This is a genomic window from Sphingomonas sp. HITSZ_GF (assembly GCF_029543155.1).
Lineage (GTDB): Bacteria > Pseudomonadota > Alphaproteobacteria > Sphingomonadales > Sphingomonadaceae > Sphingomonas.
On sequence record NZ_JARQXA010000007.1, the window covers coordinates 81,049 to 104,508 of the forward strand.

Below are 23,460 nucleotides of genomic sequence, written 5' to 3' on the forward strand. Positions count from 1 at the left end.
CCGGGGGATCACCCCGGCCTTTTCACTTTCACTTCTTCTCCGGCACCACCTGGAGCGCCCAGTCCTTGTCGGGGCGCAGATACTTCATCGCCAGACCCTGCAGGTCCTGCGGAGTCACCCGCGAATAGTCCGCCGCCAGCGTCTCGACGCTGTCGATGCGGGCCTGATCATAGGTGCCGCCTTCCACCAGCCGCATCCAGAACATGTTGCCCGACGACATGCGCAGGATCTGCTGCTTGAGCGGCGTCAGCGCGCGGTTGAGCTCGTCCGCCTCGACCGGCTTGGCGACCAGGTCGGCGGCGATACCGCGCACCAGCGTGAAGAAGAAGTCGACCTTGTCGGGCGGCACCATGCCGAGCGCGAGGATCTTGCCCCCGGCCGGCAGGCCCACCGGCCACTGGCTCGCCACCTGGGGTGAATAGCTCGCGCCCGCCTGGCTGCGCAGCTGGTCGAGCAGCCGGTCGCGGAACACCGCCGCCAGCACCTCGAGCTTGCGGCTCTCCGCGATCCCGCCATTGGCGGTGCCGCCGCCGGTCGGCCAGGCAACCACCGCCGCGGCCTGGTTGGGCTGGCCCTTGTGGGTGAGCGTCACCGGCTTGTCGACATGTGCGGGGAAGGCGACCGGCGCGAGCGGCGCCTTGCTCGCCACGCGCGGCTTGAGCGCGCCGAAGGTGGCGGCCACGGCCTTCACGGTCGCCTCGGCATCCATGTCGCCGAACACTTCGACTTCGATCGGCCCGCTCGCCAGCAGCGGCTCCCAGAACTTGCGGAAGCTGGCCGGCGTGGTCGCCTGGATCGTCGCCTGGCTCGGGATGCCCCAGCGCGGATCGCCATTGTGGAGCAGCCGCTCGAGATCGCGGTTGAGCACCGCGTCGGGCGAGGCCGAGAGCCCGGCATAGCCCGAAAGCGTCGCCACCTTGGCGCGCGTCACCGGATTGGGATCCCAGCCCGGCGCGGCGAGCTTGGTGGCGAGCAGCTTGAGCTGGTCGGCCAGATCGTCCTTGGTGGTCTGCGCCTTCAGCGTGAAGGCATCGTCGTCCACGTCGAAATCGGCGCCGATCTGGCGGCGGCCGGTGAGCGCGTCGAGCTCCTCCTGGCCATATTTGCCGACGCCGCTCGCCACCAGCGCGCCTTCGCCGGCCCAGGCCGGGGTGAGCGCCTTGTTCGACATGCCGGCCAGGCCGTTGCCGAAGCGGACATTGACATAGACCTTGCCGGTTTCCGACGGGTCCTGGCGCATCAGCAGCGTGACACCATTGGCGAACACCAGCTTCTCGATGCCGGTGCCGGGCAGGATGCCCTCGCGCGTCGCCACCTTGCCGGGCAGGCCGAGCTTGGGCAGCGCATCGAAGCTGACATTGCCGACCAGCCGGCGCTTGGCATTCGCCGCGACATTGGCTTCCAGCGCCGAGGCGACCTTGGTGGTGATCGCCGGATCGGGGGTGTGGAGATTGACCATCGCGCGGGTGGCGGTGCCTTCGAACACCTTCTTCGACGATGCCAGCACCGTCGCCGGCGTGAACATCTTGCCGTCCACCGCGCCCTTGAAGATCGCATAGGAGAATTCGGGCGTCGTAACCGTCTCGTTGATGTCGACCGCCTCGGCCAGGTCGTCGGCGAGCTTGGCGCCCGCTTCCACCGGCGCGGTGTTGATCCGCTGCTTCATCGCGGACTCGATCTCGGCGACTTCGCGGTCGATCTCGGCCTGGGTCGGCGGCGTCGCCTGCGCATCGGCGATGACGGCGCGCACGTCGCGCAGCGCGGCTTCCCAATCGTCGCCGACCGGCAGCACCTGCACCGTGGTGATGTTGGCCGAGCGCGCGATGTCGCTCAGGTCCGCGCCGGCGGCAATGAAGGTGCCGCCCGAGCGTGCGCGCGTTTCCAGCCGGCGGTTGATGATGCGGATCGCGACCAGGTCGATCATCCGCTTTTGGTTGAAGATCACCGTGTCGCCATCGACCGTCCAGGGACGGACGATCGCCATCGTCGTCAGCACCGGCAGCGCAGGCTCGACGATGCTGGCGGCGACCGGCTTGCCTTCCACCGGCTTGCCGAAATCGGGGCTCGGCACGGCGGCGCCGGTGCCCTTCCAGTCGGAGAAATGCTTGACGATCATCTGCTCGAGCAGCGCCGGATCGACATCGCCGATCGCGATGATCGTGGCGCGCTCCGGGCGATACCAGCGATCGTGGAACGCCTGCACAGTCGCCGGGGTGGCGGCAGTGAGCGTCTCGACCGTGCCGATCGGCTCGCGCTGGGCGACGAGCTGGCCGGCGAACATCAGGTCGAGCATCGCGTCCTGCAGCCGCACCTGCGGCCCCGGCTGCTCGCGCTGCTCGGCGAGCACCACCGGCCGCTCGGAATCGAGGATCTTCTGGGTGATCTCGGGGCCGGACATCATGCCGGCGAGGATCTTGAAGCTCTCGTCCAGCCCGGCGGGCGTCGCCATCGGCAGGTCGAGCTTGTAGGTGGTCGAGGTGAAGGTGGTCGCGGCGTTCGAGTCGGAGCCGAAGGTCACGCCCAGCCGCTGCCAGATCCGCTTCGATTCGCCGTCGGGCACGTGCACCGATCCGCGGAACGAGAGATGCTCGAGAAGGTGGGCGAAGCCGCGCTCGCTGTCGGTCTCCATCAGCGAGCCGACATCCATGCGGACCCGCACCGACACCTGGCCCGGCGGCACGCCGTTCTTGCGCACCGCATAGCGCACGCCATTGGAAAGCCGCCCGAACTTCCACGCATCGTCGTGGACGAGGTCGCTCTTCTCGTAGAGCCAGGGGTCCTTGGCGGTCTGCACCGGCCGCCCCACCGTCGTCGTATCGGAGACGTTCGGCGGGTTGGTGTTCTGCTGGGCCTGCGCCGTCGGCACGAGCAGGGAGAGGGCAACAAGGGCGAGCGGAGCGCGCAGGAAGAAGTGCATAGGTCGTCCATCTAGGGGCGAAGCCCTCCGCATGCCAGCGCGAACCTTTCGCCCGGATGTACGAAGTCCAGACATGAAGCGGCCCTTGTGCGCCGCAGCAGGGCCATGTTTTCGACCCATCCCCCGGCTAGAAAAAGGAGGTGCGGGCAGAGACTCGCCGTCGAACAGGTGGTGCAACAAGCAAGGTCTGGTGCAGTGAAGGTCGAGCCGAGCGCTGGGGGCAGCGCAATGTGGCGGGACTCTGGCGAAGTCGAACCCACGCAAGCCCGGGAAATGATTCCCGATTTGACGGTGATGTCGGGCGCGACCCTGCCCGATGCGCCGCTTCGTGCCGAGCGCGACCGCCCCTTCCTGATCAAGCATGGCAAGCACCTGCGCGGGCTCTTCGACCGGTTCATCGCGCGCTTCTCGCTGGTCTCGACCGATCCGGTGCTCGACGTGCGCGACTTCGCCTGGACCCAGGCGCTCCGTGCCAACTGGCAGGCGATCCGGGCCGAGGCGATCGCCGCCGCGTTCGACCAGCATCCCGCCCCTTCGCTGTCGATGGTCTCGCCCGATCACCGCGCGATCGCGCCGATGCACAAGTGGCGCAGCTTCTTCCTCTATGGCTATGGCTATTTCGTCCGCGAGAATCTTGATCGCTGCCCGGTGACCACCCGGCTGGTCGAGGCGATCCCCGGGCTCAACAGCGCCTTTTTCTCGATCCTCGCGCCGGGCACGCACATCCCGGCGCATCGCGGCGTCACCAAGGGGCTGATCACCTGCCATCTCGGCCTGATCGTGCCGCGCGACGGCGATGCCCGCATGCGGATCGACGACCGCATCGTCCGCTGGGCGGAGGGCGAGACTTTGGTGTTCGACGACACCTATGACCATGAAGTGTGGAACGACACGAGCGGCACCCGGGTGGTGCTGCTCATCCAGTTCCGCCGGCCGCTGCGCCAGCCTGGCCGCTGGTTCGTCGACAGGTTCCTCGCCTGGATCCGCGGGTCGGCCTTCGTCCAGGATGCGCGCACCAATGTGCTGCGCTGGAACAAGGCGCTCGCCACCGATTGATTTGCCGCCCGGCCGGGCCCACATGCGACTTGGCAAAAGGAGCTGCCGACATGGCTGGTGAACGCGCAAGGGCCTGGGCCGAATTCCGCCGGATGATCCTGTGGATCGCGCTGGCCGGCGTGCTGATGGTCGCGGGCTCGCTCTGGTATCTCTCGCTCTACGACGCGCTTTACCCTTCGGCGATCGCGGCAACGGTGGGCGGCGTATTCCTCTCCACCCTGCTCGGCTGCGGCCTGTTCGCCGCCGCCTTCTTCAGCGACAAGAGCGGCCATGACCGCAGCGTGAGCGATGCCACCACGCATGAGGAAGAGCGATAGACTCGAAACTATCGGAATAGTCATAACTCCGCGCCGTGCCGGGTTGCACACCTCCAGCTTCGTCATGCTGAACTTGTTTCAGCATCCAACGCGCCACCAACGCTGTCGCCCGTTGCGCGTTGGACCCTGAAACAAGTTCAGGGTGACGCTGGAAATTTGGTAACGAAGGTCGTCCTACCCGACAGGAAACCTTTCGTTTCCCCCTCGCCGCTTGATCCCGCCCGCCGAAGCGCCCAAATGGCGGCCATGCTGATCGAGACCGAAGCCACGCCGAACCCGGCAACGCTCAAGTTCCTTCCCGGGCGCACCGTGATGGACGCGGGCACCCGCGACTTCGCTTCGCCGGAGGAGGCCGAGGCCTCGCCGCTGGCGACGGCGCTGTTCACGCTCGGCGACGTCACCGGCGTGTTTTTCGGCCGCGACTTCATCTCCGTCACGATCGCGCCCGGCGCCGAATGGCGCGACGTGAAGCCCGACGTGCTCGGCATCCTGCTCGATCATTTCTCGGCGAACATGCCGCTGTTCCTCGTCGCATCGGCGGGTTTCAGCGTCCCCGCCGAGGATCAGGACTTCGGCGACAGTCCCGAAGACGCGGAGATCGTCGCGCAGATCAAGGAACTGATCGAGACGCGCGTGCGCCCCGCCGTCGCCAATGACGGCGGCGACATCGTCTATCGCGGCTTCGATGCCGGCAAGGTCTATCTCCAGATGCAGGGCGCCTGCTCGGGCTGCCCCAGCTCGACCGCGACGCTCAAGAACGGCATCGAGCAGCTGCTCAAATATTACGTTCCCGAAGTCACCGAAGTCCGGGCCGTCTGAGCCCAATCGCCTACGAAAGGACTATTTCCCATGGCCACACCGCTCGATGACGCGGCGCTGGATCGGATCTTCCGTACCGCGCGCTCCTACAATGGCTATACCGACGCGCCGGTGACCGCGGCGGACATCCGCGCCATCTACGACCTGCTCAAGATGGGGCCCACCTCGGCCAACAACCAGGCCGCCCGCTTCGTCTGGCTGACCACGCCGGAAGCCAAGGAGAAGCTCGCCCAGCTGGCCAGCAGCACCAATGCCGACAAGATCCGCAAGGCGCCCGCCACGGTGATCATCGGCATGGACCTCGCCTTCAACGAGCAGCTGCCCTGGCTCTTCCCGCACGCGCCGACCGCCAAGGACTGGTTCCCGACCGAAGAGATCCGCTACACCCACGCCTTCCGCAACTCGTCGCTCCAGGGCGCGTACCTGCTGCTCGCCGCCCGCGCGCTCGGCTTCGATACCGGCCCGATGTCGGGTTTCGACAACGCCAAGGTTGACGAAGCCTTTTTTGCGGACCAGCCCAATGTGAAGTCCAACTTCATCGCAACGCTGGGACATGGCGACCCCTCCACCATCTTCGACCGGCTCCCCCGCCCCGAATTCGAGCAGTTCAATCGCGTCCTCTGACCCCTCCGGCCTGACCCTCGTCATCGAGACCGCGACCGCCGCCTGTTCGGTCGCGCTGCTCGACGGAACGACCGTGCTGGCCGCGGCCCATGATGTGGTGGGCCGCGGCCATGCCGAGCGGCTCGTCCCGATGATCGCGTCGCTGCCCGGCGAAGGGCGCGCCGCGCGCATCCTCGTCGATGTCGGCCCGGGCAGCTTCACCGGCGTGCGCGTCGGGCTTGCCGCCGCGCTCGGCCTGTCGATCGGCTGGGGCGCCACCGTCCAAGGCTATTCCTCGCTCGCGCTGCTCGCCGCATCGGGCTTTGCCGTCGATCCGGGTAGCCCCCAGCTTGCCGTGGTGCTCGAAGGCGGGCACGGTGAGGTGTTCATGCAGGCGTTCCAATCCCAGCCCTTCGCGGAAGACGGGCCGTTCCGCTCGCTCGCACCCGCCGCCGCGCTCGATGCGCTGGCCGGCCGGCCGGCGCTGGGCAGCGGCGTGCGCCACCTCGCCGCGCTGGCCGAAGGGCTCGACCTGCGCGAGGCGTTGCCCGCCGCCGCCGATGCCCGGCTGCTGCCGGCCGGCTTCACCGCCCTGCCCGCGCGCCCGATCTATGGCCGCGCGCCCGATGCCAAGACGCTCGCCGAGCGAGGGCTGGCATGAGCAGCACGCTGAACATGGTCGAGCTGCGCGAAGGCGGTTCGCAGGACCTGACCAGCGTCAACACGATCATGCAGGAAGCCTTCGACCCGCGTTATGGCGAGGCCTGGACCAGTGCCCAGTGCCTGGGGATGCTGTCGCTGCCCGGGGTGTGGCTGGTGATGGCCAGTATCGACGGGCGCGACGCCGGCTTCGCGCTGTCGCGCATCATCGCCGGCGAGGCGGAGCTGCTGCTGCTCGCCACCCACCCCGTCGCCCGGCGGCGCGGCGTTGCCGGCGCGCTGCTCCGCGCGGTGATCGACGAAGCCCGCGGCAACAAGGCCGATCGCGTACATCTCGAGGTACGCTCAGGAAACGATGCTGTCAGGCTCTATCGTCGCGAAGGCTTCGAAAAGGTCGGCGAGCGGCGCGAATATTATCGGGGCCGAAACGGGCATTTGTTCGATGCCCATACCTATGCGCGGGATCTCGACTGAGACTTGCAGCTATTCGCAAGATTGACCTTGCGTTTGATCCGAAATGGTCCGATAGGTTCTTTGAAGAGGGCGATTTATAGTCACCAATAATCGGGTCGAAAGGAAAAAAATGGAAACGCGCACTGAAATTGATGAAACGCTTGTTACATTGACAGCGGATATTGTTGCTGCACATGTCAGCAACAATAGCGTGTCGGTTTCCGACCTTCCGACTCTCATCCAGAATGTGCACGGCGCCCTTTCGGGTCTTGGCCGCGCCGTCGCCGAACCTGAAGTCAAGCAGGAGCCGGCGGTTTCCATTCGTGCCTCGGTGAAGCCCGACTACATCGTGTGCCTGGAAGACGGCAAGAAGCTCAAGATGCTGAAGCGCCACCTGATGACGCACTATCAGATGACCCCCGAGCAGTATCGCGCCAAGTGGAACCTGCCGGCCGACTATCCGATGGTCGCCCCCAATTATGCCGAGCAGCGCCGCAGCCTGGCGAAGAAGATCGGCCTGGGCACCAAGCGCCGCAAGCGCTGAGCCACAGCCATCTAAACCGAAAGGCCGGCCCGGAGCGATCCGGGCCGGCCTTTTCGTTTCGCGCCCTTTCGTTTCGCAAACGCGCCTTTTCGCCGCCAAAGCCTTCCAACTTGGCCGCGTTGACGTTACATCCGGGGCATGGGCCGTAAGATCGATCTCGAAGCGCTTTGCCACGAAAAGGGGCTGCGCATTACCGAACAGCGCAAGGTGATTGCGCGCGTCCTTTCCGATGCGGAGGATCATCCCGACGTCGAGAAAGTCTATGAGCGCGCCTCGGCGATCGATCCGGGCATCTCGATCGCCACCGTCTATCGCACCGTCCGCCTGTTTGAAGAGGCCGGTATCCTCGATCGCCATGATTTCGGCGACGGCCGCGCCCGCTACGAACCGGCACCCGAGGCGCATCACGATCACCTGATCAACGTCGAGACCGGCGAAGTGATCGAGTTCGTCGATCCCGAGCTCGAGCTGCTGCAGAAGCAGATTGCCGAGCGGCTGGGCTTTCGTCTGGTCGATCACCGGATGGAGCTCTACGGGGTCACGCTCGACCGCAAGGGCTGAGGTGGCGCCTGCCGGAGAGAGCCGGGCCGAGCGCGCCGCGCGCCGCCGCGAAGAGGCGATCCAGGGTCTCGATACGCCGCTGAGCCTGGGCGACCAGTGCCGGCTCTGGTCGCGCGTGGCGATGCTGGTGCTGGCGCTGCTGCTGTTCGTGCCGCTCCATTATCTCTTCCGGCTGTTCCGCCTGCCCTCGCCCTGGCCGCGCTATTTCCTGGGCAGCGCCGCGTGGATCTGCGGCGCGCGGGTCAACCGCATCGGCACGCACCTGAAGCGCGACGTCTTCTACATCTCGAACCATCTCAGCTGGATCGACATCCTAGCGCTGGGCGGCGCCAGCGGCACCGCCTTCATCGCCAAGGCCGAGATCCAGAGCTCGCCGGTGGTCGGCTGGCTCGCCGGGCTCAACCGCACCGTCTATGTGAAGCGCGAGAACCGGCTGGGCGTCGCCGAGCAGATCAACGAGCTGCGCGACGCCCTGGCCGAGACCTGGGCGATCACCGTCTTCCCCGAAGGCACCACCACCGACGGCAGATCGCTGCTGCCGTTCAAGACGCCGATGCTGCGCGTGCTCGAGCCACCGCCGCCCGGGGTGATGGTCCAGCCGGTGATGCTCCATTACGGCGCCGCGGCGGACGACATCGCCTGGATCGGCCAGGAGACCGGGCTCAACAACGCGAAGCGCATCCTCAGCCGCAAGGGCAGCTTCCGCCTCGACGTCCATTTCCTCGAGCCCTTCCACCCGCGCGACTTCCCCGGCCGCAAGGTGATCGCGGCGGAGAGCCGGCGGCGCATCGAGGAGGCGCTGGTCAAGGTGCTGCACGCGCCGCTTCGCCCGTTCCGGTTCGCGGAAGAGGCGATCGGCTACAAGCCGAAGCCTGCCCCATAACCGTCATCCCGGCGAAAGCCGGGATCTCAGACGATGGCGGGAAGAGCGCCGTCCGAGACCCCGGCTTTCGCCGGGGTGACGGCTAGTGTAAGGGGCCGCCGATCATGACCACGCCCCAGAATCCCAAGGCCACTCCCAAGACCTTCCACGTCAAGTCGTTCGGCTGCCAGATGAACGTCTATGACGGCGAGCGCATGGCCGAGCTGATGGCCGCGCAGGGCATGACCGCCGCGGCCGAGGGCGAGGCCGCCGATCTCGTCGTGCTCAACACCTGCCACATCCGCGAAAAGGCCACCGAGAAGGTCTATTCGGACATCGGCCGCCTGCGGAAGGGCGCGCGCGAACTGGGCCGCGCCGAGCCGATGATCGCCGTCGCCGGCTGCGTCGCGCAGGCCGAGGGCGAGGAGATCGTCCGCCGCGCCAAGGTCGATGTCGTGGTCGGCCCGCAGGCCTATCACAACCTGCCCGATCTCGTGGCCAAGGCCGCCAGCGGCCAGTCGAGCCTCGACACCGACATGCCGGCGCTCAGCAAGTTCGGCGCGCTGCCCAAGCGCCGCAAGGTGAGCCCCACCGCCTTCCTCACCGTGCAGGAAGGCTGCGACAAGTTCTGCACCTATTGCGTGGTGCCCTATACCCGCGGCGCCGAGATCAGCCGGCCCTTCGCCGAGCTGGTCGACGAGGCCAGGGCGCTGGTCGACGCCGGCGCGCGCGAGATCACCCTGCTCGGGCAGAACGTCAACGCCTGGGACGACGAGGCGGGCACCGGGCTGCACGGGCTGATCCACGCGCTCGACCGGATCGAGGGGCTGCACCGCATCCGCTACACCACCAGTCATCCCAACGACATGCGCGAAGGCCTGATTCGCGCGCATGCCGAGGTCGAGAAGTTGATGCCCTTCCTCCACCTCCCCGTGCAGGCGGGCAGCGACCGCATCCTCAAGGCGATGAACCGCAGCCATACGCGGGACAGCTATCTCAAGATCCTCGATCGCGTCCGCGCCGCCCGGCCCGACATCGCGCTGTCGGGCGACTTCATCGTCGGCTTCCCCGGCGAGAGCGATGCCGAGTTCGAGGAGACTTTGAGCCTGGTCGACGCGGTCGGCTACGCGCAGTGCTTCAGCTTCAAGTACAGCCCGCGCCCCGGCACCCCGGCGGCGGAGATGCCCGACCAGTTCGTGCCGATGGCGGTGATGGACGAGCGCCTCCAGCGCCTCCAGGCCGCGCTCAACCGCGACCAGCTTGCCTTCAACCAGGCGACCGTCGGCAGGACCTGCACGGTGCTGATCGAGCGCCAGGGCAAGCTGCCCGGCCAGATGCTCGGCAAGTCGCCCTGGCTCCAGTCGGTCTATCTGACCACCGATGCGCAGATCGGCGACATGGTCGAGGTCGAGATCACCAGCGGCTTCGGCAATTCGCTGACCGGCGTGGAGAAGGTGCGCGCGGCAGCCTGAGGCGGCCACTCGGAACTCCCTACCCAACAGAAACCTCGTCACCCCGGGGCGGCGAGTACAGGATTTGAAGTTAGGGTTCAGCGCGTGCGGCACCGTGGACCCCGGCACAAGGCCGGGGTGACGGCTGTTAGCCCCTTCGTCTACCGCGCCAGATAGCCGCCATCGACCGGATAATAGGTCCCGGTCATGAAGCTCGCCTTGTCGGAAAGCAGGAAGCTCGTCAGCGCCGCGACTTCCTCGGGCGTGCCGAGCCGGTTCAACAGATGCTTGCTCGCCAGCCCCGCAATCGCTTCCTCGGTCATGTTCGCGGCGATCGCCGGGGTGTGGATGAAGCCGGGGCCAACCGCATTCACCCGCACGCCCTTGTCGGCATAGTCGATCGCGGCATTCTTGGTCAGGCCGATCAGTGCGTGCTTGGCGGTGACATAGGTCGCCGAGCCGCCCCAGCCGACCGCGCCGAGGATCGATGCCATGTTGACGATCGATCCGCCGCCCGCCGCGATGATCGCCGGGATCTGGTATTTCAGGCAGTAGAAGACGCTGTTGAGATCGACGTCGATCACCCGGTGCCAGTCCTCCAGCGTGATGTCGGCCACCGGCGCCGAGGGGCCGCCGATCCCGGCATTGTTGACGGCAAGGTGCAGCGCGCCGAACTCGGCCACCGCGAAATCGACCATCGCGCGCACCGCCTCGGGATCGGCGACGTCGAGCTGGAACGACCGCGCCTGCGTGCCCAGGCTCTCGGCGAAGGCCTTGGCGTGCGCGCCGTCGAAATCGGCAACGACGACCTTCGCGCCGCGCGTCGCAAGCTCCTGCGCCACCGCTGCACCGATGCCCGATGCCGCGCCGGTCACGATCGCGACCTTGCCTTCAAAATCCTGCATTATCTTCATCCTTGGTTTGCTCCCCTGCGCGTTCGAAAACGCACGAGCGACCGGCAAAGCCCAGGATCAACCGGGAAACACAGGGTTTCCGATGGGGACGTTCAATCGAAGGCCGGGCGGGGCAGCGGCGCGATTGAAAGCCTGCCCGCCCACAGGCGCGGCAGCCGTAGATGGAGCAGGCCGATGACCGTCAGCGCCAGGGCGATGCCGCCGATCACGTCGATCAGATAATGCGTGCCCTGCACCGGCGTCACCGCCAGCATCGCCAGGTTGAGCGCCAGGCACGGCCAGCGCAGCCAGCGCAGCGGCCAGGCCGCCCAGATGAACAATATCGCCGCGACGGCATGGAAACTGGGAAAGGTGATCAGGCCCGAGAGCAGGGCCAGGTCGATCACCTGCAGCGTCCCCGCGCGCAGCTGCGCGATCGCCGCGATATGGCTGATGCCGTTGGCCGGCAGATAGGGATAGCCGTTGCCGAGATGATAGGTGAGCGCCGCCCGCGCCGGCCAGAAATAGAAGATCGTGACCGAGACCGCGAGCGCGAGCCCGAAGGCGGCGATGAAGCCCCGCGCCCGATCGGCGCGTCCGCTCAGCGTCAGCCCGGCGAGCACCGCCACCGGAGTCACGAAGATGCTCAGATAGATATATTCGCTGGTCCGGGCGAGCAGCGGCCGCGCCGCGAAGAAACGATAGGCCGCCACCCAGTCGAAGCCGATCGCATGATCCATCGCCGCCAGCGCGGCATCGGTCTCGCCGGTGGTGAAACGGGCGACCCCGTAGCTGGCGAGCGCGCCCATCGTGCTGATCAGAGTGAGCAGGCCCCAGCATTCCGCAAGCTCGGCGAGCCGGGCCTCGCGCACGCTGCGCGCACGCGGCCGGGCAAGCGCCCCCGCCACGCCGAGCAGCACCAGCGCCATTGGCCGGATCGCATGCGACATGTCGATGCTGAGCCCGGCGACCGCGAGCAGCACCGCAAGCGCGATCGCCGCAGCACCCACCCCGGCCCAGATTGCCCCCCGCGAAACCCCCACGACGTCCCCTCAAACTCGCGTGGCCAGTAACTTGCACTGAAATCTTAATAAAATGCCGCCGGCGGGGCGCCGCTTCCCCCTTGCCGGGGGCAGCAAGGAAACGATATAGTCTCCTTGTATCAGGAGGGATGCCATGTCGAAGCCGGTCTGGATGTTTACCGCCACTGCGCTGCTGCTGTCGGGCTGCGGCGGCGCTCCGGCGGGCGGCGGCAATGCCGCGGCACCCGAAGCGACCCCTGCGGCAAGCACCGCTGCCGCCGCCTCGGACTTCGACGCGACCAATGCCTGCGCCATCCTCCCCGCCGACAAGGTCACCGCGGTCACCGGGCTGAAGGTCGACAGCGCGAACCTGGGCACCGTCGTCGAGCCCGGCGAAGGCACTGCCGGCTTCTCCACCTGCAACTACAGCTTCGCCGGCGGTGGCACGCTCGCTTTCTTCGCGCGCCAGTCGCCCGTCGACGACAACACGCCCGAGGCGATCGCGCGCACCAGGAAGGAGCTCACCGACAATATGGGCGCGACGATCGTCGACGTGCCCGGCCTGGGCACAGCCGCCTTCTCGGCCGAGCAGATGCACCAGCTTCACGTCTTCTTCGCGGGCAATCGCTACATCTATTTCATGTCTCCCGCCCCGCCCGCCGGCAAGCCGATCGGCGAGGCCGAGCTGGCGCTGGCCAAGGCGGTCATCGGCTGAGCATCGACGCCAAGGCGACTCCCCGGTCGCCGTTCACGGCCATCGTTCCATCCTGTTAACGATCCCCGGCAAGTCGCGGGTAAGTTTCGGAAACCTAGCCCTCTTGTTCCAGCACCCGGCCGTCCGGCCCGGGGGACAATGAGAACAAGGGGTCCGCGCCCATATGCGTTTCTATCTAGCGACACGCTTCCTATTCCCGCGCCATTTCCACCTGCGCATCTTCGCCATCTGCTTCGCCGCCGTGCACCTTCCGCTGATCAGCTTCGTCGCCAGCCAGGCGGCGATGGGCGAATGGCAATGGCAGGTGTTCGTGCCGCTGCTGCTCGCCACCCTGACCGGGACCGGCGGCGCGATCGTCGCGCTTGGCGCCTTGCTCGCGCCGATCCGCCAAGCTTCGGAAATGCTGCGCCAGGTGCAGCACGGCAAGGCAATCACGGAAATCCCGGCCGGCGGCCGCGACCTTGCCGGCGAGCTGCTCGACAGCGTTGGCCTTGCCGCGCTCGCCACCAACACCCGGATCAGCCAGCTGCGCGACGCCGCCGAGCGCGACGTGCTGACCGGCCTGCGCAACCGGCGCGGCTTTCTCGACGCCGCTGCGCATCTGCGTTCCGGCACCCGTGCCACGCTCGCGCTGGTCGACATCGATTTCTTCAAGCGGATCAATGACATCTTCGGCCATGATGAAGGCGATCTCGTGCTCCAGGAATTCAGCCACCGCCTCACCGAAACAATGCGCCGCTCGGATCTGATCGCGCGCTGGGGCGGCGAGGAGTTCGCCATCCTGATCCCCGGCATGGGCCCGCGCGAGGCGCAGGCGATGATGGAGCGGCTGCGCACTGCGCTCCACGCCGATCCGATCGGCCCCAATCCCGAGGAGCCGGTCACTTTCTCCTGCGGCCTCGCCTTCCTGCGCGGCCCCGATCAGATCGCGGTGGCGATGCAGCGCGCGGACAAGGCGCTCTATGCCGCCAAGCATGGCGGACGCGACCGGATCGCGCTCGACGCGGAGCTGGCGCAGATGGCCTGAACCGGCTGCCAGCGTTGCATGTGCGACACGGCGGGGCGTCGATGCGCCCCGCCGCCGCTTTTCCCCTGTCAATGTTGGAAATCCTCTGCCAATCTCCCCATATCGCATGCGTCAGGGAACCGCCCGCACAGCCTTCGGTTTCGCCTTTTCAGGCCGGCGGCGCAGCGTCATCAAAAGTGAAAGAATTTGGGCCAAGTGCCTTCACTTAAGCCTCTCGCGCAAAGGAGCAGCATGAGCCGCAAGCCTGTCCCCGCCCAGTCCGGTGAACGCAGCCGCGCCGAGGTGAATTTCGACAAGCCCCAGCTCCTGCCCCAGCTTTTCGGCGAGTTCGACAGCAACATATTGGCGCTGGAGGAGCGGCTGGGCGTCTATATCCATGCCCGCGGCCAGCGCGTGCAGATCGAAGGGTCGGCCGAAGCCGTCGCCCATGCGCGCGAAGTGCTGCAGGAACTCCACGCCCGCGTCATCCGCGGCGAGGAAGTCGATACCGGGCTGATCGACGCAGTGATCGCGATGTCGAGCGAGCCGATGCTCACCGGCATCGTCAAGGCGGACAACGGCAATGCCCCGCCCCAGATCATGATCCGCACGCGCAAGAAGACGATCGTGCCGCGCTCGGTCGCGCAGACCCAATATATGCGCGCGCTCGTCTCGAACGACATGATCTTCGCGCTCGGGCCGGCGGGCACCGGCAAGACCTATCTCGCGGTCGCCCAGGCAGTGGCGCAGCTGATCACCGGCAGCGTCCAGCGACTGATCCTGTCGCGCCCCGCGGTCGAGGCCGGCGAGCGGCTCGGCTTCCTGCCCGGCGACATGAAGGAGAAGGTCGATCCCTATCTCCGCCCGATCTACGACGCGCTCTACGACTGCCTGCCCGCCGAGCAGGTCGAGCGCCGTATCGCCTCGGGCGAGATCGAGATCGCGCCGATCGCCTTCATGCGCGGGCGCACGCTCGCCGATGCCTTCGTCATCCTCGACGAGGCGCAGAACACCACGCCGGCGCAGATGAAGATGTTCCTCACCCGCTTCGGGCAGAACAGCCGGATGGTGATCTGCGGCGACCCCAACCAGGTCGATCTGCCCGGCGGCCCGCCCGCCTCGGGCCTCAACGACGCGACTCGGCGGCTCGAGGGTGTCGAAGGCATCGCCTTCTCGCGCTTCTCGACCGCGGACGTGGTCCGCCACCCGATCGTCGGCCGCATCGTCGAAGCCTATGAGGGGCCGAATGCTTGACGTAGCCGCGCTCGTCGAGAGCCCCTGGCCCGAGAACGACTGGGAAGCCCTCGCCAATCGCGCCGCCGAGATTGCGCTAAAGCAGACGCCCTTCCTCGAATGGCTCGATCACGCCGCGACGATCGAAGTCGCGGTGCGCTTCACCTCCGACGACGAGGTCCATGTCCTCAACCGCCAGTACCGTGACAAGGACAAGCCGACCAACGTGCTCTCCTTCCCGATGATCCAGCCCGATCTGATGGAAGCGGTGACCGAGAACAGCGACGATGGCGAGGTGCTGCTCGGCGACATCGTGCTGGCGCACGGCGTCTGCGCGGCCGAGGCGGTCGAGCGCCAGGTCTCGGTCGAGGATCATGCCACGCACCTGATTGTCCACGGCCTGCTGCATTTGCTAGGCTATGATCATATCGACGATGCCGAAGCCGAGGCGATGGAGGAGATGGAACGCTCCGCCCTTGCCAGCCTCGGCCTGCATGACCCCTATCTGATACGCGAGGATTGAACACCGAACATGCCCGAGGGCCAAAGTAGCACCACCAGCGGCGACAACCACGAAGGTGGCGGGATATGGCGCGGCATCCGCACCCTCCTGTTCGGTGACGAACACGAAGAAACACTGCGCGACCGCATCGAGGATGCGATCGACGCGCATGAGGACGAGGGCCGCGGCAAGGCACTCGCCGGCGACCTCGCCCCGATCGAGCGGCAGATGCTGCGCAATCTCCTCCATTTCGGCGAACGCGATGCCGGCGATGTCGGCGTGCCGCGCGCAGACATCATCGCAGTGGAAGAGCAGACCAGCTTCGCCGATCTGGTGAAGCTGTTCGAGGAGGCCGGCCATAGCCGCCTGCCGGTGTATCGCGAGGAGCTCGATACGATCATCGGCATGGTCCACATCAAGGACGTGTTCAACATCCTGGCCAGCGGCGCGCCGCACCCGGAAAGCTTGTCCGGCCTGATCCGCCAGCCGCTCTACGTTCCCCAGTCGATGGGTGCGCTCGACCTGCTCGCCCAGATGCGCGGGCGTCGCACCCATCTCGCCATCGTGCTCGACGAATATTCGGGTACCGAGGGGCTGATCACGATCGAGGACCTGATCGAGGAGATCGTCGGCGAGATCGAGGACGAGCATGACGAAGCGCCCACAGCGCTGCTCGTGCCGATCGAGGGCGGCGGCTGGGATGCCGATGCGCGCGCCGATCTCGAGGACGTCGCCGAGACGGTCGATCCCCGCCTCGCCGAGGTCGATGGCGACGTCGATACGCTGGGCGGCCTTGCCTTCGTTCTTGCCGGCCATGTGCCCGAGGCTGGCGAGTGCCTTGAGCATGACAGCGGCTGGAAGCTCGAGATCGTCGAAGCCGACCCCAAGCGCGTGACCAGGCTGCGCCTCCATCCGCCCGCCGAGAAGGCACTGGCGGAGGAGTAGGGCCAAGTCCACTCCATCCACCCCAAACGTCATCCCGGCGAAAGCCGGGATTTCGTGCGAAGGCCCTACCCAACCCGCCTCCGTCATGCTGAACTTGTTTCAGCATCCAAGGCGCCGCGAGCGATATCGCCGGAGGCACGTTGGACCCTGAAACAAGTTCAGGGTGACGGGCGGTTGTTTCTGCCCGCCCCCGGGTGCCCAGCAGGCCGGTCTATCCATGCATGACAACGCCGTGTCGTAAAAATCACCCGATCGATCACTGACGGCGATCTAATCCATTTCTTCGATGGTTCCCGGAGTGGCATCCCTTGGGATGCAAATCCAGGAAGGAGCTTGGGAGATGGACGCGAAGACAGGATCGATCGACGGCGGCGGTTGCCCGATGCACGGTGCGGGTGGTGCGCGCGCGCTGCTCGGGCGCACCAACAAGGACTGGTGGCCCGAGATGCTCGCCACCGAAATCCTCAACCCCAATGGCGCGTCCAACCCGATGGGCGCCGATTTCGACTATGCCGAAGCCTTCAAGCAGCTCGACTATGCAGCGCTCAAGGCCGATCTCACCGCGCTGATGACCGACAGCCAGCCCTGGTGGCCGGCTGATTACGGGCATTACGGCCCCTTCTTCATCCGCATGGCCTGGCACGCGGCGGGCACCTATCGCACCGCCGACGGCCGCGGCGGCGCCAACAGCGGGCAACAGCGCTTCGCCCCGCTCGACTCGTGGCCCGACAACGGCAATCTCGACAAGGCGCGCCGCCTGCTTTGGCCGATCAAACAGAAATACGGCAAGCACATCAGCTGGGCCGACCTGTTCATCCTCACCGGCAACGTCGCGATCGAGAGCATGGGCGGGCCGGTGTTCGGCTTCGGCGGCGGCCGTGCCGACGTGTTCGAGCCCGAGCGCGACATCTATTGGGGCTCGGAAGACAAATGGGTGAACCAGGGCGTCCAGACCCGCATCGCCCCCGAGCATGGCATGCACGAGATCGAAGGCCCGCTCGCCGCGATCCAGATGGGCCTGATCTACGTCAATCCCGAAGGCCCGCAGGGCAATCCGCATGACGACGCCGGCATGGCGCGCGACATGAAGGAGACCTTCGCGCGCATGGCGATGAATGCCGAGGAGACGGTCGCGCTCACTGCCGGCGGCCACACCTTCGGCAAGGCGCATGGCAATGGCGACGCCTCGCTGCTCGGCGCGGCACCCGCGGGCGGCGATCTCGTCGCGCAGGGCTTCGGCTGGGTCAGCGGCCATGAGAGCGGCGGCATCGGCGAGCATACCGTCACCAGCGGCATCGAGGGCGCCTGGACCAACACGCCGCGCGAATGGACCGAGAATTATTTCCGCCTGCTGTTCGACTATGACTATGAGCTGGTGCAGTCCCCCGCGGGCGCCAACCAGTGGCAGCCGATCGACCAGAAGGAGGAGGACATGGCCCCGGCGGCCTGGGACCCCAGCATCAAGGTCCCGACCATGATGACCACCGCCGACATGGCGCTGAAGCGCGACCCCGAGTTCCGGGCCATCTCCGAGAAGTTCCGCGCCGACCATGAAGCGTTCAAGGACGCCTTCGCCCGCGCCTGGTTCAAGCTGACCCACCGCGACATGGGGCCCAAGGTCCGCTACCTCGGCCCGGAAGTCCCTGCGGAAGACCTGATCTGGCAGGATCCGATCCCCGCCGGCACCAAGCCCTCGGACACGCTGGTCTCACTGGTGAAGACGCGGATCGTAGATAGCGGCCTCACCGTCAGCCAGCTGATCAAGACCGCCTGGGCTTCGGCCAGCACCTTCCGCAAGTCGGATTTCCGCGGCGGCGCCAATGGCGCGCGCGTGGCGCTGGCGCCGCAGAAGGATTGGGAGGTCAACGAGCCCGCGATGCTCACCAAGGTGATCGCGACGCTCGATGGGCTGCGCGATACGCTGTCGCTGGCCGATGTCATCGTGCTCGGCGGCGTGGTCGGCCTCGAAAAGGCGATCAAGGATGCCGGCTTCAGCGTGGCGGTGCCCTTCACCGGCGGGCGCGGCGACGCGACGGCGGAGCAGACCGACGCCGACAGCTTCGCGGTGATGGAGCCCGAGGCGGACGCCTTCCGCAACTATGTCGGCAAGAAGAAGCTCGCGGTTAAGGTCGAGGAGATGATGCTCGACCGCGCCTCGCTGCTCGGCCTCTCGGTGCCCGAGATGACCGTGCTGATCGGCGGCCTGCGCGTGCTCGGTGCCAATCATGGCGAGCGCGGCCATGGCCATTTCACCAAGCGGTCGGGCCAGCTGACCAACGACTTCTTCGTCAATCTCTACGACATGACCAATGTCTGGGCGGTGGCCGGCGAAGGCGACGACGAATATGTCGCCACCGACCGCGCCGGCGGTCATGAGAAGTGGCGCGCGACCCGTGCGGACCTGATCTTCGGCTCGAACGCCGAGCTGCGCGCGGTCGGCGAGGTCTATGCCGAGACCGGCCATGAGGAGAAGTTCGTCAAGGACTTCGTCGCGGCCTGGACCAAGGTGATGAACGCCGATCGTTTCGACTTGAAGTAAGTCGAACTCCTCCCCGGAACGGGGAGGGGGACCATCGCGCAGCGATGGTGGAGGGGGCCCGCTCTCCCCGAACGATAAAGCGGGTGGAGGGCGGCCCCCTCCACCACGCCCTCGCGGGCGCGGCCCCCCTCCCCGTTCCGGGGAGGAATTAGTTGGCTTCCCCCTCCCCACCCCCTATTCCTGCCCCCATGCTCAAGCGCATCCTCATCGCCCTCGCGATCCTCGTCGTCGCGGCCGCCGCCTTCCTGTTCTGGGCGACCCGCCCGGACGTCGCGAAGCTTCCCGAACAGGCCGTCACCGGCGTGGTGCCGCAGCTGGGCGAGGCGCGATACCAGGACATTCCCACGGTCCGCATCGCCAAGCCGACCGGCTGGGCCAACGGCGCCAAGCCCGTTGTCGCAGCCGGGCTGCAGGTGGCGCCCTTTGCCGACAAGCTCGATCATCCGCGCTGGCTCTATCGCCTGCCCAATGGCGACGTGCTGGTCGCCGAGAGCAACTCGCCCCCGCGCGAAGGCGGCGGGATCACCGGCTGGATCATGGGCATGATGCTCAATCGCGCGGGTGCCGGCGTGCCCTCGGCCAACCGGATTACCCTGCTGCGCGACACCAATGGCGACGGCGTGGCGGACCAGCGCTCGGCGCTGATCGAGGGGCTGAACTCGCCGAGCGGCATGGCACTGATCGGCGACTGGCTCTACGTCGCCAACACCGATGCCGTGGTCCGCTTCCCCTACAAGGCGGGTGACACGCATATCACCGCCAAGCCCGAGAAGGTGATCGACCTGGCCGGCGGCGGCAATCACTGGGCGCGCAACCTGCTCGCCTCGCCCGACGGCAAGAGCCTCTATGTCGCGATCGGCTCCTCCTCGAACATCGCCGAGAACGGGCTCGACAAGGAAGGCGACATCTACACCGCCGAGACTCCGTTCGAAGTCGCCAGGAACCTCAATGCCGCCAAGCGCACCCGCGCCGCGATCCTCGAGGTCATCCCGGCGACCAAGTCGTCGCGCGTCTTTGCCTGGGGCCTGCGCAACCCCAACGGCATGGCCTTCGAGCCGCACAGCGGCGCGCTGTGGACCGTAGTCAACGAGCGCGATATGCTCGGATCGGACATGCCGCCCGACTATCTCACCCAGGTGGACCTGGGCACCTTCTATGGCTGGCCGTGGAATTACTGGGGCGGCTATGTCGACAAGCGCGTGGCCCCGGAACGGCCGGACCTGCGCGAATATACCAAGCGCCCGGACTTCGCGCTCGGCGCGCACACCGCGCCGCTGGGCCTCGCCTTCGCCGCCGATGCCAAACTGGGCGGCAAGTTCGCCAATGGCGCGTTCGTGGCGTTGCATGGCTCGTGGAACCGCGAGCCGCCCTCGGGCTACAAGCTGGTCTTCGTGCCGTTTGGCGACAACGGCTTCCCGCTCAAGGGCGCCAAGCCGGTCGATCTGCTCACCGGCTTCCTCGGCAAGGACGGCAAGACGGTGAACGGCCGCCCGGTCGGCCTGATCACCGACGCCACCGGCAGCCTGCTGGTCGCCGACGATGTCGGCAACATGATCTGGCGGGTGAGCGGGACGGGCGCTGCGGCCGTTCCCGTCCCCGCTGCTGCGGCAAAGAAGTAAGGAGCCCCGGCCGCGGCCGGGGCGTCCCGATTACGCCGACGGGATCTGCTGGCTGATGCAGTGGAAGCTGCCGCCGCCGGTGAGGATATGGTCGGCGCGCTGGCCGACGATCTCGCGGCCGGGGAAGAGCTTCGCCAGCGCGTCGATCGCCGCCTGGTCGTTTTCCTGGCCGTAGAGCGGCACCACCACGGCGGCATTGCCGATGTAGAAGTTCATGTAGCTCGCCGGGATGATCTCCTCATCCTCGTTGAGCACCCGGCCCGGCGACGGGAAGCGGACCAGCTCGACGCCGAACGCCTCGGCGCGGCGGGCGGCATCCTGATAGATCCGCCAATTGGGGTCGTTCTCGGCCCCTTCGGGGATCAGCAGCCGGTTCTCGCCGACGAAGCGCGCGAGATTGTCGACATGGCCGTCGGTATGGTCGTTGAGCAGGCCGTCGCCCAGCCACAGCACCTGGCTGTAGCCCAGATCGCGGCGGAGCAGCTCCTCGACATCGGCCTTGCCGAGCTGGGGGTTGCGGTTGCGGTTGAGCAGGCACTGCTCGGTGGTGACCACCAGCCCGGTGCCGTCGCCGTCGATCGCGCCGCCTTCGAGGATCCAGCCATGTTCCTCGGTCCGGAACTTCGCCCGCTCCGCCAGGCGCGCGCCGACATCGTCGTCGCCCGGCAGGTCGTACTTGCCGCCCCAGCCGTTGAAGCCGAAATCATGGGCGACACGGTCGCCGCCGATGATCGCGGCGGTGTCGCGCAGCCAGATGTCGCCGAAACGCTCGACGACGATCCTCGCGGCATTGCCGACCAGCAGCTTGGCGGCCGCGGCGGATTCGTCATTGGCGGCGACGAGAATGACCTTCTCGCCGCGGCCATCGGCATGGACGGCCTTGGCGAAGGCGGCGACTTCGATACGCGCGGAGGCGAGGTCTTCGAGCCAGAGTTCCGGATGGCTGGGGAAACCGATCCAGACGGCATCATGGTGCGCCCATTCGGGCTTGGGGGGCGGAATCATGGTCATCCCGCCCCCATAATCCCGTTCACTGCCCGGCGCGAGACTTGTCGCGGATCGCCCGGAATTCGGCGCTGGGATACCAGTTGGGCCAGGCCGCGCCCTCGGCGAGCTGGCGGCCGAGGCCGTAATAGATGGCGAGATCGGACGCCGCGCCGCTCCAGTCCCAGGCCGGATTATATTCGTCCTGCGGCTTGTGATAGCGGCTCTGGGTATAGTCCTTGGCGGCCTTCTCGCCCGCTTCCTTGCCGCCCACGACCAGATCGTCGCCGCTCTCGCCATAGAGCATCGGCACGCCGAGCTTGGCGAAGCTGAAATGGTCCGAGCGGTAATAGCCGCCCGCCTCGGGCCGCGCCTCGGGGACGATCACCCGCCCCTCGGCCGCGACAAAGGGCTTCACCAGATCCTCAAGCTCCGATTTGCCGGCGCCGGCGATCACGAAATCCTTCGCCTTTCCAATGACGTTGAGCGTGTCCATGTTCACCCCGCCGACCGTCTTGGCGAGCGGATAGACCGGGTTCTCGGCGTAGAACTTGCTGCCCAGCAGCCCCGATTCCTCGGCGGTGACCGCGAGGAAGACCAGGCTGCGCTTGGCGGGGCCGGCCTTGGCATGCGCCTCGGCCAGCGCGACCAGGCCACCCATGCCGGAGGCATTGTCGACCGCGCCGTTGCAGATGTCATCGCCATTCACCGCGTCGCAGCGGCCGAGATGGTCCCAATGCGCCGAATAGAGCACGACCTCGTCAGGCTTGGCCGTGCCCGGCAGGATGCCGACGACGTTCTTCGAGGCCTGGCGCCGGATCGTGTTTTCCCAGCTGACCGAGGCCTTTACCCCGAGCGGGACCGCCTTGAAGCCCTTCTGCGCCGCGGCCACCGACAGGGCGTCGAAGTCCTGGCCGGCGGCGGCGAACAGCGCCTTGGCCTTGTCGAGCTGCATCCAGCCGATCGCCTGGCTCTGGTCCATGTGATCGCCCGGCGTGTCCTGCTCGAGCTGGGCGCCGGTCCAGGAGGACTGGACCACGCCCCAGGGATAGGAGGCCGGATAGGCATCGTGGACGATGATCGCCGCCGCCGCGCCCTGCCGCGCCGCCTCCTCGAACTTGTAGGTCCAGCGGCCATAGTAAGTCATTGCCCGGCCATCGAATAACCCCTTGGCCTCGGGCGCCTTATAGTCGGGGTCGTTGACCAGGATGACGACCGTCTTCCCCTTCACGTCGAGGCCGGCATAGTCGTTCCAGCCGCGCTCGGGAGCGTTGATGCCATAGCCGACGAAGACGACGTCGCTGTCCTTGATCGCGACCTTGGGGACCACGCGGTAGGTGGCGATCACCATGTCGCTGCGATAGTCGAGCGAGACCGGCGCCTTGCCGCCGGTGAAGACCAGCGGCGCGACATGGTTCGCCGTGATCTCGACCAGCGGCACGTCCTGCGTCCACTTGCCCTTGTTGCCCGGCTTGAGCCCCGCCTTTTCAAAGCGTTGGACGATATAGGCGATCGTCTTGTCCTCGGCCGGCGTGGTCGGGCCGCGGCCTTCATAGGCGTCGGAGGACAGGACCTGCGTCACTTCCTTGGCCGTCTCGATCGGGATGGTCTGGGCATTGGCGGCGGTGCCCGCGAGGAGCAGGGCGACGGTGAGCAGATGGCGCATGGATACCCCCTAACGGAACAGTCTGGCCGCGATGTTGGCAAGGGTTGCGCGGGTACGCAATGCGAGGCAGCCTGATTGCAACGGCATAGGAGG

At 66.9% G+C, this 23,460-nt stretch carries 22 protein-coding genes; 17 read left to right on the forward strand and 5 right to left on the reverse strand.

Annotated elements, in window-relative coordinates; genetic code table 11:
• Positions 1-28: 28 nt before the first annotated feature.
• Positions 29-2,917: a M16 family metallopeptidase gene (locus P6144_RS18150; RefSeq protein ID WP_277769224.1), complete on the reverse strand. Its 2,889-nt coding sequence runs from the start codon at positions 2,915-2,917 to the stop codon at positions 29-31.
• 273 nt (positions 2,918-3,190) lie between these two features.
• On the opposite strand from P6144_RS18150, the gene P6144_RS18155 reads away from it, so the two are divergent.
• The 10 genes from P6144_RS18155 to miaB all read left to right on the forward strand — a co-directional run bounded on the left by P6144_RS18155 (position 3,191) and on the right by miaB (position 10,264).
• Positions 3,191-3,973 carry an aspartyl/asparaginyl beta-hydroxylase domain-containing protein gene (locus P6144_RS18155; RefSeq protein ID WP_277769225.1) on the forward strand — a complete coding sequence of 261 codons (783 nt, stop codon included), beginning with the start codon at positions 3,191-3,193 and terminating at the stop codon, positions 3,971-3,973.
• Positions 3,974-4,023: 50 nt separating this feature from the next.
• Positions 4,024-4,290 carry a hypothetical protein gene (locus tag P6144_RS18160; protein WP_277769226.1) on the forward strand — a complete coding sequence of 89 codons (267 nt, stop codon included), beginning with the start codon at positions 4,024-4,026 and terminating at the stop codon, positions 4,288-4,290.
• A gap of 246 nt (positions 4,291-4,536) precedes the next feature.
• Positions 4,537-5,109: a NifU family protein gene (locus tag P6144_RS18165; RefSeq protein WP_277769227.1), complete on the forward strand. Its 573-nt coding sequence runs from the start codon at positions 4,537-4,539 to the stop codon at positions 5,107-5,109.
• A 30-nt stretch (positions 5,110-5,139) separates the two neighbouring features.
• A complete protein-coding gene (locus P6144_RS18170; protein WP_277769228.1) occupies positions 5,140-5,733 on the forward strand; it encodes a malonic semialdehyde reductase in 594 nt (197 codons plus the stop codon).
• 10 nt (positions 5,734-5,743) lie between these two features.
• Entirely contained in the window at positions 5,744-6,373 is a 630-nt protein-coding gene (gene tsaB, locus P6144_RS18175; RefSeq protein ID WP_277769367.1) for a tRNA (adenosine(37)-N6)-threonylcarbamoyltransferase complex dimerization subunit type 1 TsaB, read from the forward strand.
• Positions 6,370-6,846: a GNAT family N-acetyltransferase gene (locus tag P6144_RS18180; protein WP_277769229.1), complete on the forward strand. Its 477-nt coding sequence runs from the start codon at positions 6,370-6,372 to the stop codon at positions 6,844-6,846. The genes tsaB and P6144_RS18180 overlap by 4 nt, the downstream gene beginning before the upstream one ends.
• Before the next feature lie 109 nt (positions 6,847-6,955).
• Complete coding sequence (locus P6144_RS18185; protein WP_277769230.1) at positions 6,956-7,369, forward strand: MucR family transcriptional regulator; 414 nt, start codon at positions 6,956-6,958, stop codon at positions 7,367-7,369.
• 138 nt (positions 7,370-7,507) lie between these two features.
• Positions 7,508-7,930 (forward strand): Fur family transcriptional regulator, encoded by a 423-nt coding sequence (locus P6144_RS18190; protein ID WP_277769231.1) that lies wholly within the window; start codon positions 7,508-7,510, stop codon positions 7,928-7,930.
• A gap of 1 nt (position 7,931) precedes the next feature.
• The gene (locus tag P6144_RS18195; RefSeq protein ID WP_277769232.1) at positions 7,932-8,813 is read left to right on the forward strand and encodes a lysophospholipid acyltransferase family protein; all 882 of its coding nucleotides are present in this window, start codon (positions 7,932-7,934) and stop codon (positions 8,811-8,813) included.
• Between the two features lie 104 nt (positions 8,814-8,917).
• Positions 8,918-10,264, forward strand: coding sequence for a tRNA (N6-isopentenyl adenosine(37)-C2)-methylthiotransferase MiaB (miaB, locus tag P6144_RS18200; RefSeq protein ID WP_277769233.1), 1,347 nt, complete (start codon positions 8,918-8,920; stop codon positions 10,262-10,264).
• Between the two features lie 140 nt (positions 10,265-10,404).
• On the opposite strand, the gene P6144_RS18205 is transcribed toward miaB, so the two are convergent.
• Positions 10,405-11,148 carry an SDR family NAD(P)-dependent oxidoreductase gene (locus P6144_RS18205; RefSeq protein WP_277769234.1) on the reverse strand — a complete coding sequence of 248 codons (744 nt, stop codon included), beginning with the start codon at positions 11,146-11,148 and terminating at the stop codon, positions 10,405-10,407.
• Between the two features lie 101 nt (positions 11,149-11,249).
• Positions 11,250-12,179, reverse strand: coding sequence for a phosphatase PAP2 family protein (locus P6144_RS18210; protein WP_277769235.1), 930 nt, complete (start codon positions 12,177-12,179; stop codon positions 11,250-11,252).
• 133 nt (positions 12,180-12,312) lie between these two features.
• Here P6144_RS18210 and P6144_RS18215 point away from each other — a divergent pair, with 133 nt between their 5' ends.
• From P6144_RS18215 to P6144_RS18245, 7 genes are all read left to right on the forward strand, one after another.
• Entirely contained in the window at positions 12,313-12,873 is a 561-nt protein-coding gene (locus tag P6144_RS18215) for a hypothetical protein (RefSeq protein ID WP_277769236.1), read from the forward strand.
• A 163-nt stretch (positions 12,874-13,036) separates the two neighbouring features.
• Complete coding sequence (locus tag P6144_RS18220) at positions 13,037-13,900, forward strand: GGDEF domain-containing protein (protein WP_277769237.1); 864 nt, start codon at positions 13,037-13,039, stop codon at positions 13,898-13,900.
• A 231-nt stretch (positions 13,901-14,131) separates the two neighbouring features.
• A complete protein-coding gene (locus P6144_RS18225; protein ID WP_277769238.1) occupies positions 14,132-15,133 on the forward strand; it encodes a PhoH family protein in 1,002 nt (333 codons plus the stop codon).
• Positions 15,126-15,635, forward strand: coding sequence for an rRNA maturation RNase YbeY (gene ybeY / locus P6144_RS18230; protein ID WP_277769239.1), 510 nt, complete (start codon positions 15,126-15,128; stop codon positions 15,633-15,635). The genes P6144_RS18225 and ybeY overlap by 8 nt, the downstream gene beginning before the upstream one ends.
• A gap of 9 nt (positions 15,636-15,644) precedes the next feature.
• Complete coding sequence (locus tag P6144_RS18235) at positions 15,645-16,559, forward strand: hemolysin family protein (protein ID WP_277769240.1); 915 nt, start codon at positions 15,645-15,647, stop codon at positions 16,557-16,559.
• 340 nt (positions 16,560-16,899) lie between these two features.
• A complete protein-coding gene (gene katG, locus P6144_RS18240; protein WP_277769241.1) occupies positions 16,900-19,098 on the forward strand; it encodes a catalase/peroxidase HPI in 2,199 nt (732 codons plus the stop codon).
• A 188-nt stretch (positions 19,099-19,286) separates the two neighbouring features.
• On the forward strand, positions 19,287-20,717 hold the full coding sequence (locus P6144_RS18245) for a sorbosone dehydrogenase family protein (protein ID WP_277769242.1): 1,431 nt from the start codon (positions 19,287-19,289) through the stop codon (positions 20,715-20,717).
• A gap of 30 nt (positions 20,718-20,747) precedes the next feature.
• On the opposite strand, the gene P6144_RS18250 is transcribed toward P6144_RS18245, so the two are convergent.
• A complete protein-coding gene (locus P6144_RS18250; protein ID WP_277769243.1) occupies positions 20,748-21,728 on the reverse strand; it encodes an agmatine deiminase family protein in 981 nt (326 codons plus the stop codon).
• 19 nt (positions 21,729-21,747) lie between these two features.
• Positions 21,748-23,367: a M28 family metallopeptidase gene (locus P6144_RS18255; RefSeq protein WP_277769244.1), complete on the reverse strand. Its 1,620-nt coding sequence runs from the start codon at positions 23,365-23,367 to the stop codon at positions 21,748-21,750.
• Positions 23,368-23,460: the final 93 nt, after the last annotated feature.

Coding starts and splice junctions, on each gene's coding strand:
- P6144_RS18155 (WP_277769225.1), top strand. CDS start 3,191: ATGATTCCCGATTTGACGGTGATGTCGGGCGCGACCCTGCCCGATGCG.
- P6144_RS18205 (WP_277769234.1), bottom strand. CDS start 11,148: ATGCAGGATTTTGAAGGCAAGGTCGCGATCGTGACCGGCGCGGCATCG.
- miaB (WP_277769233.1), top strand. CDS start 8,918: ATGACCACGCCCCAGAATCCCAAGGCCACTCCCAAGACCTTCCACGTC.
- P6144_RS18160 (WP_277769226.1), top strand. CDS start 4,024: ATGGCTGGTGAACGCGCAAGGGCCTGGGCCGAATTCCGCCGGATGATC.
- P6144_RS18250 (WP_277769243.1), bottom strand. CDS start 21,728: ATGACCATGATTCCGCCCCCCAAGCCCGAATGGGCGCACCATGATGCC.
- katG (WP_277769241.1), top strand. CDS start 16,900: ATGGACGCGAAGACAGGATCGATCGACGGCGGCGGTTGCCCGATGCAC.
- P6144_RS18245 (WP_277769242.1), top strand. CDS start 19,287: ATGCTCAAGCGCATCCTCATCGCCCTCGCGATCCTCGTCGTCGCGGCC.
- P6144_RS18255 (WP_277769244.1), bottom strand. CDS start 23,367: ATGCGCCATCTGCTCACCGTCGCCCTGCTCCTCGCGGGCACCGCCGCC.
- P6144_RS18185 (WP_277769230.1), top strand. CDS start 6,956: ATGGAAACGCGCACTGAAATTGATGAAACGCTTGTTACATTGACAGCG.
- P6144_RS18165 (WP_277769227.1), top strand. CDS start 4,537: ATGCTGATCGAGACCGAAGCCACGCCGAACCCGGCAACGCTCAAGTTC.
- P6144_RS18225 (WP_277769238.1), top strand. CDS start 14,132: ATGAGCCGCAAGCCTGTCCCCGCCCAGTCCGGTGAACGCAGCCGCGCC.
- P6144_RS18150 (WP_277769224.1), bottom strand. CDS start 2,917: ATGCACTTCTTCCTGCGCGCTCCGCTCGCCCTTGTTGCCCTCTCCCTG.
- ybeY (WP_277769239.1), top strand. CDS start 15,126: ATGCTTGACGTAGCCGCGCTCGTCGAGAGCCCCTGGCCCGAGAACGAC.
- P6144_RS18220 (WP_277769237.1), top strand. CDS start 13,037: ATGCGTTTCTATCTAGCGACACGCTTCCTATTCCCGCGCCATTTCCAC.
- P6144_RS18190 (WP_277769231.1), top strand. CDS start 7,508: ATGGGCCGTAAGATCGATCTCGAAGCGCTTTGCCACGAAAAGGGGCTG.
- P6144_RS18170 (WP_277769228.1), top strand. CDS start 5,140: ATGGCCACACCGCTCGATGACGCGGCGCTGGATCGGATCTTCCGTACC.
- P6144_RS18180 (WP_277769229.1), top strand. CDS start 6,370: ATGAGCAGCACGCTGAACATGGTCGAGCTGCGCGAAGGCGGTTCGCAG.
- P6144_RS18235 (WP_277769240.1), top strand. CDS start 15,645: ATGCCCGAGGGCCAAAGTAGCACCACCAGCGGCGACAACCACGAAGGT.
- P6144_RS18215 (WP_277769236.1), top strand. CDS start 12,313: ATGTCGAAGCCGGTCTGGATGTTTACCGCCACTGCGCTGCTGCTGTCG.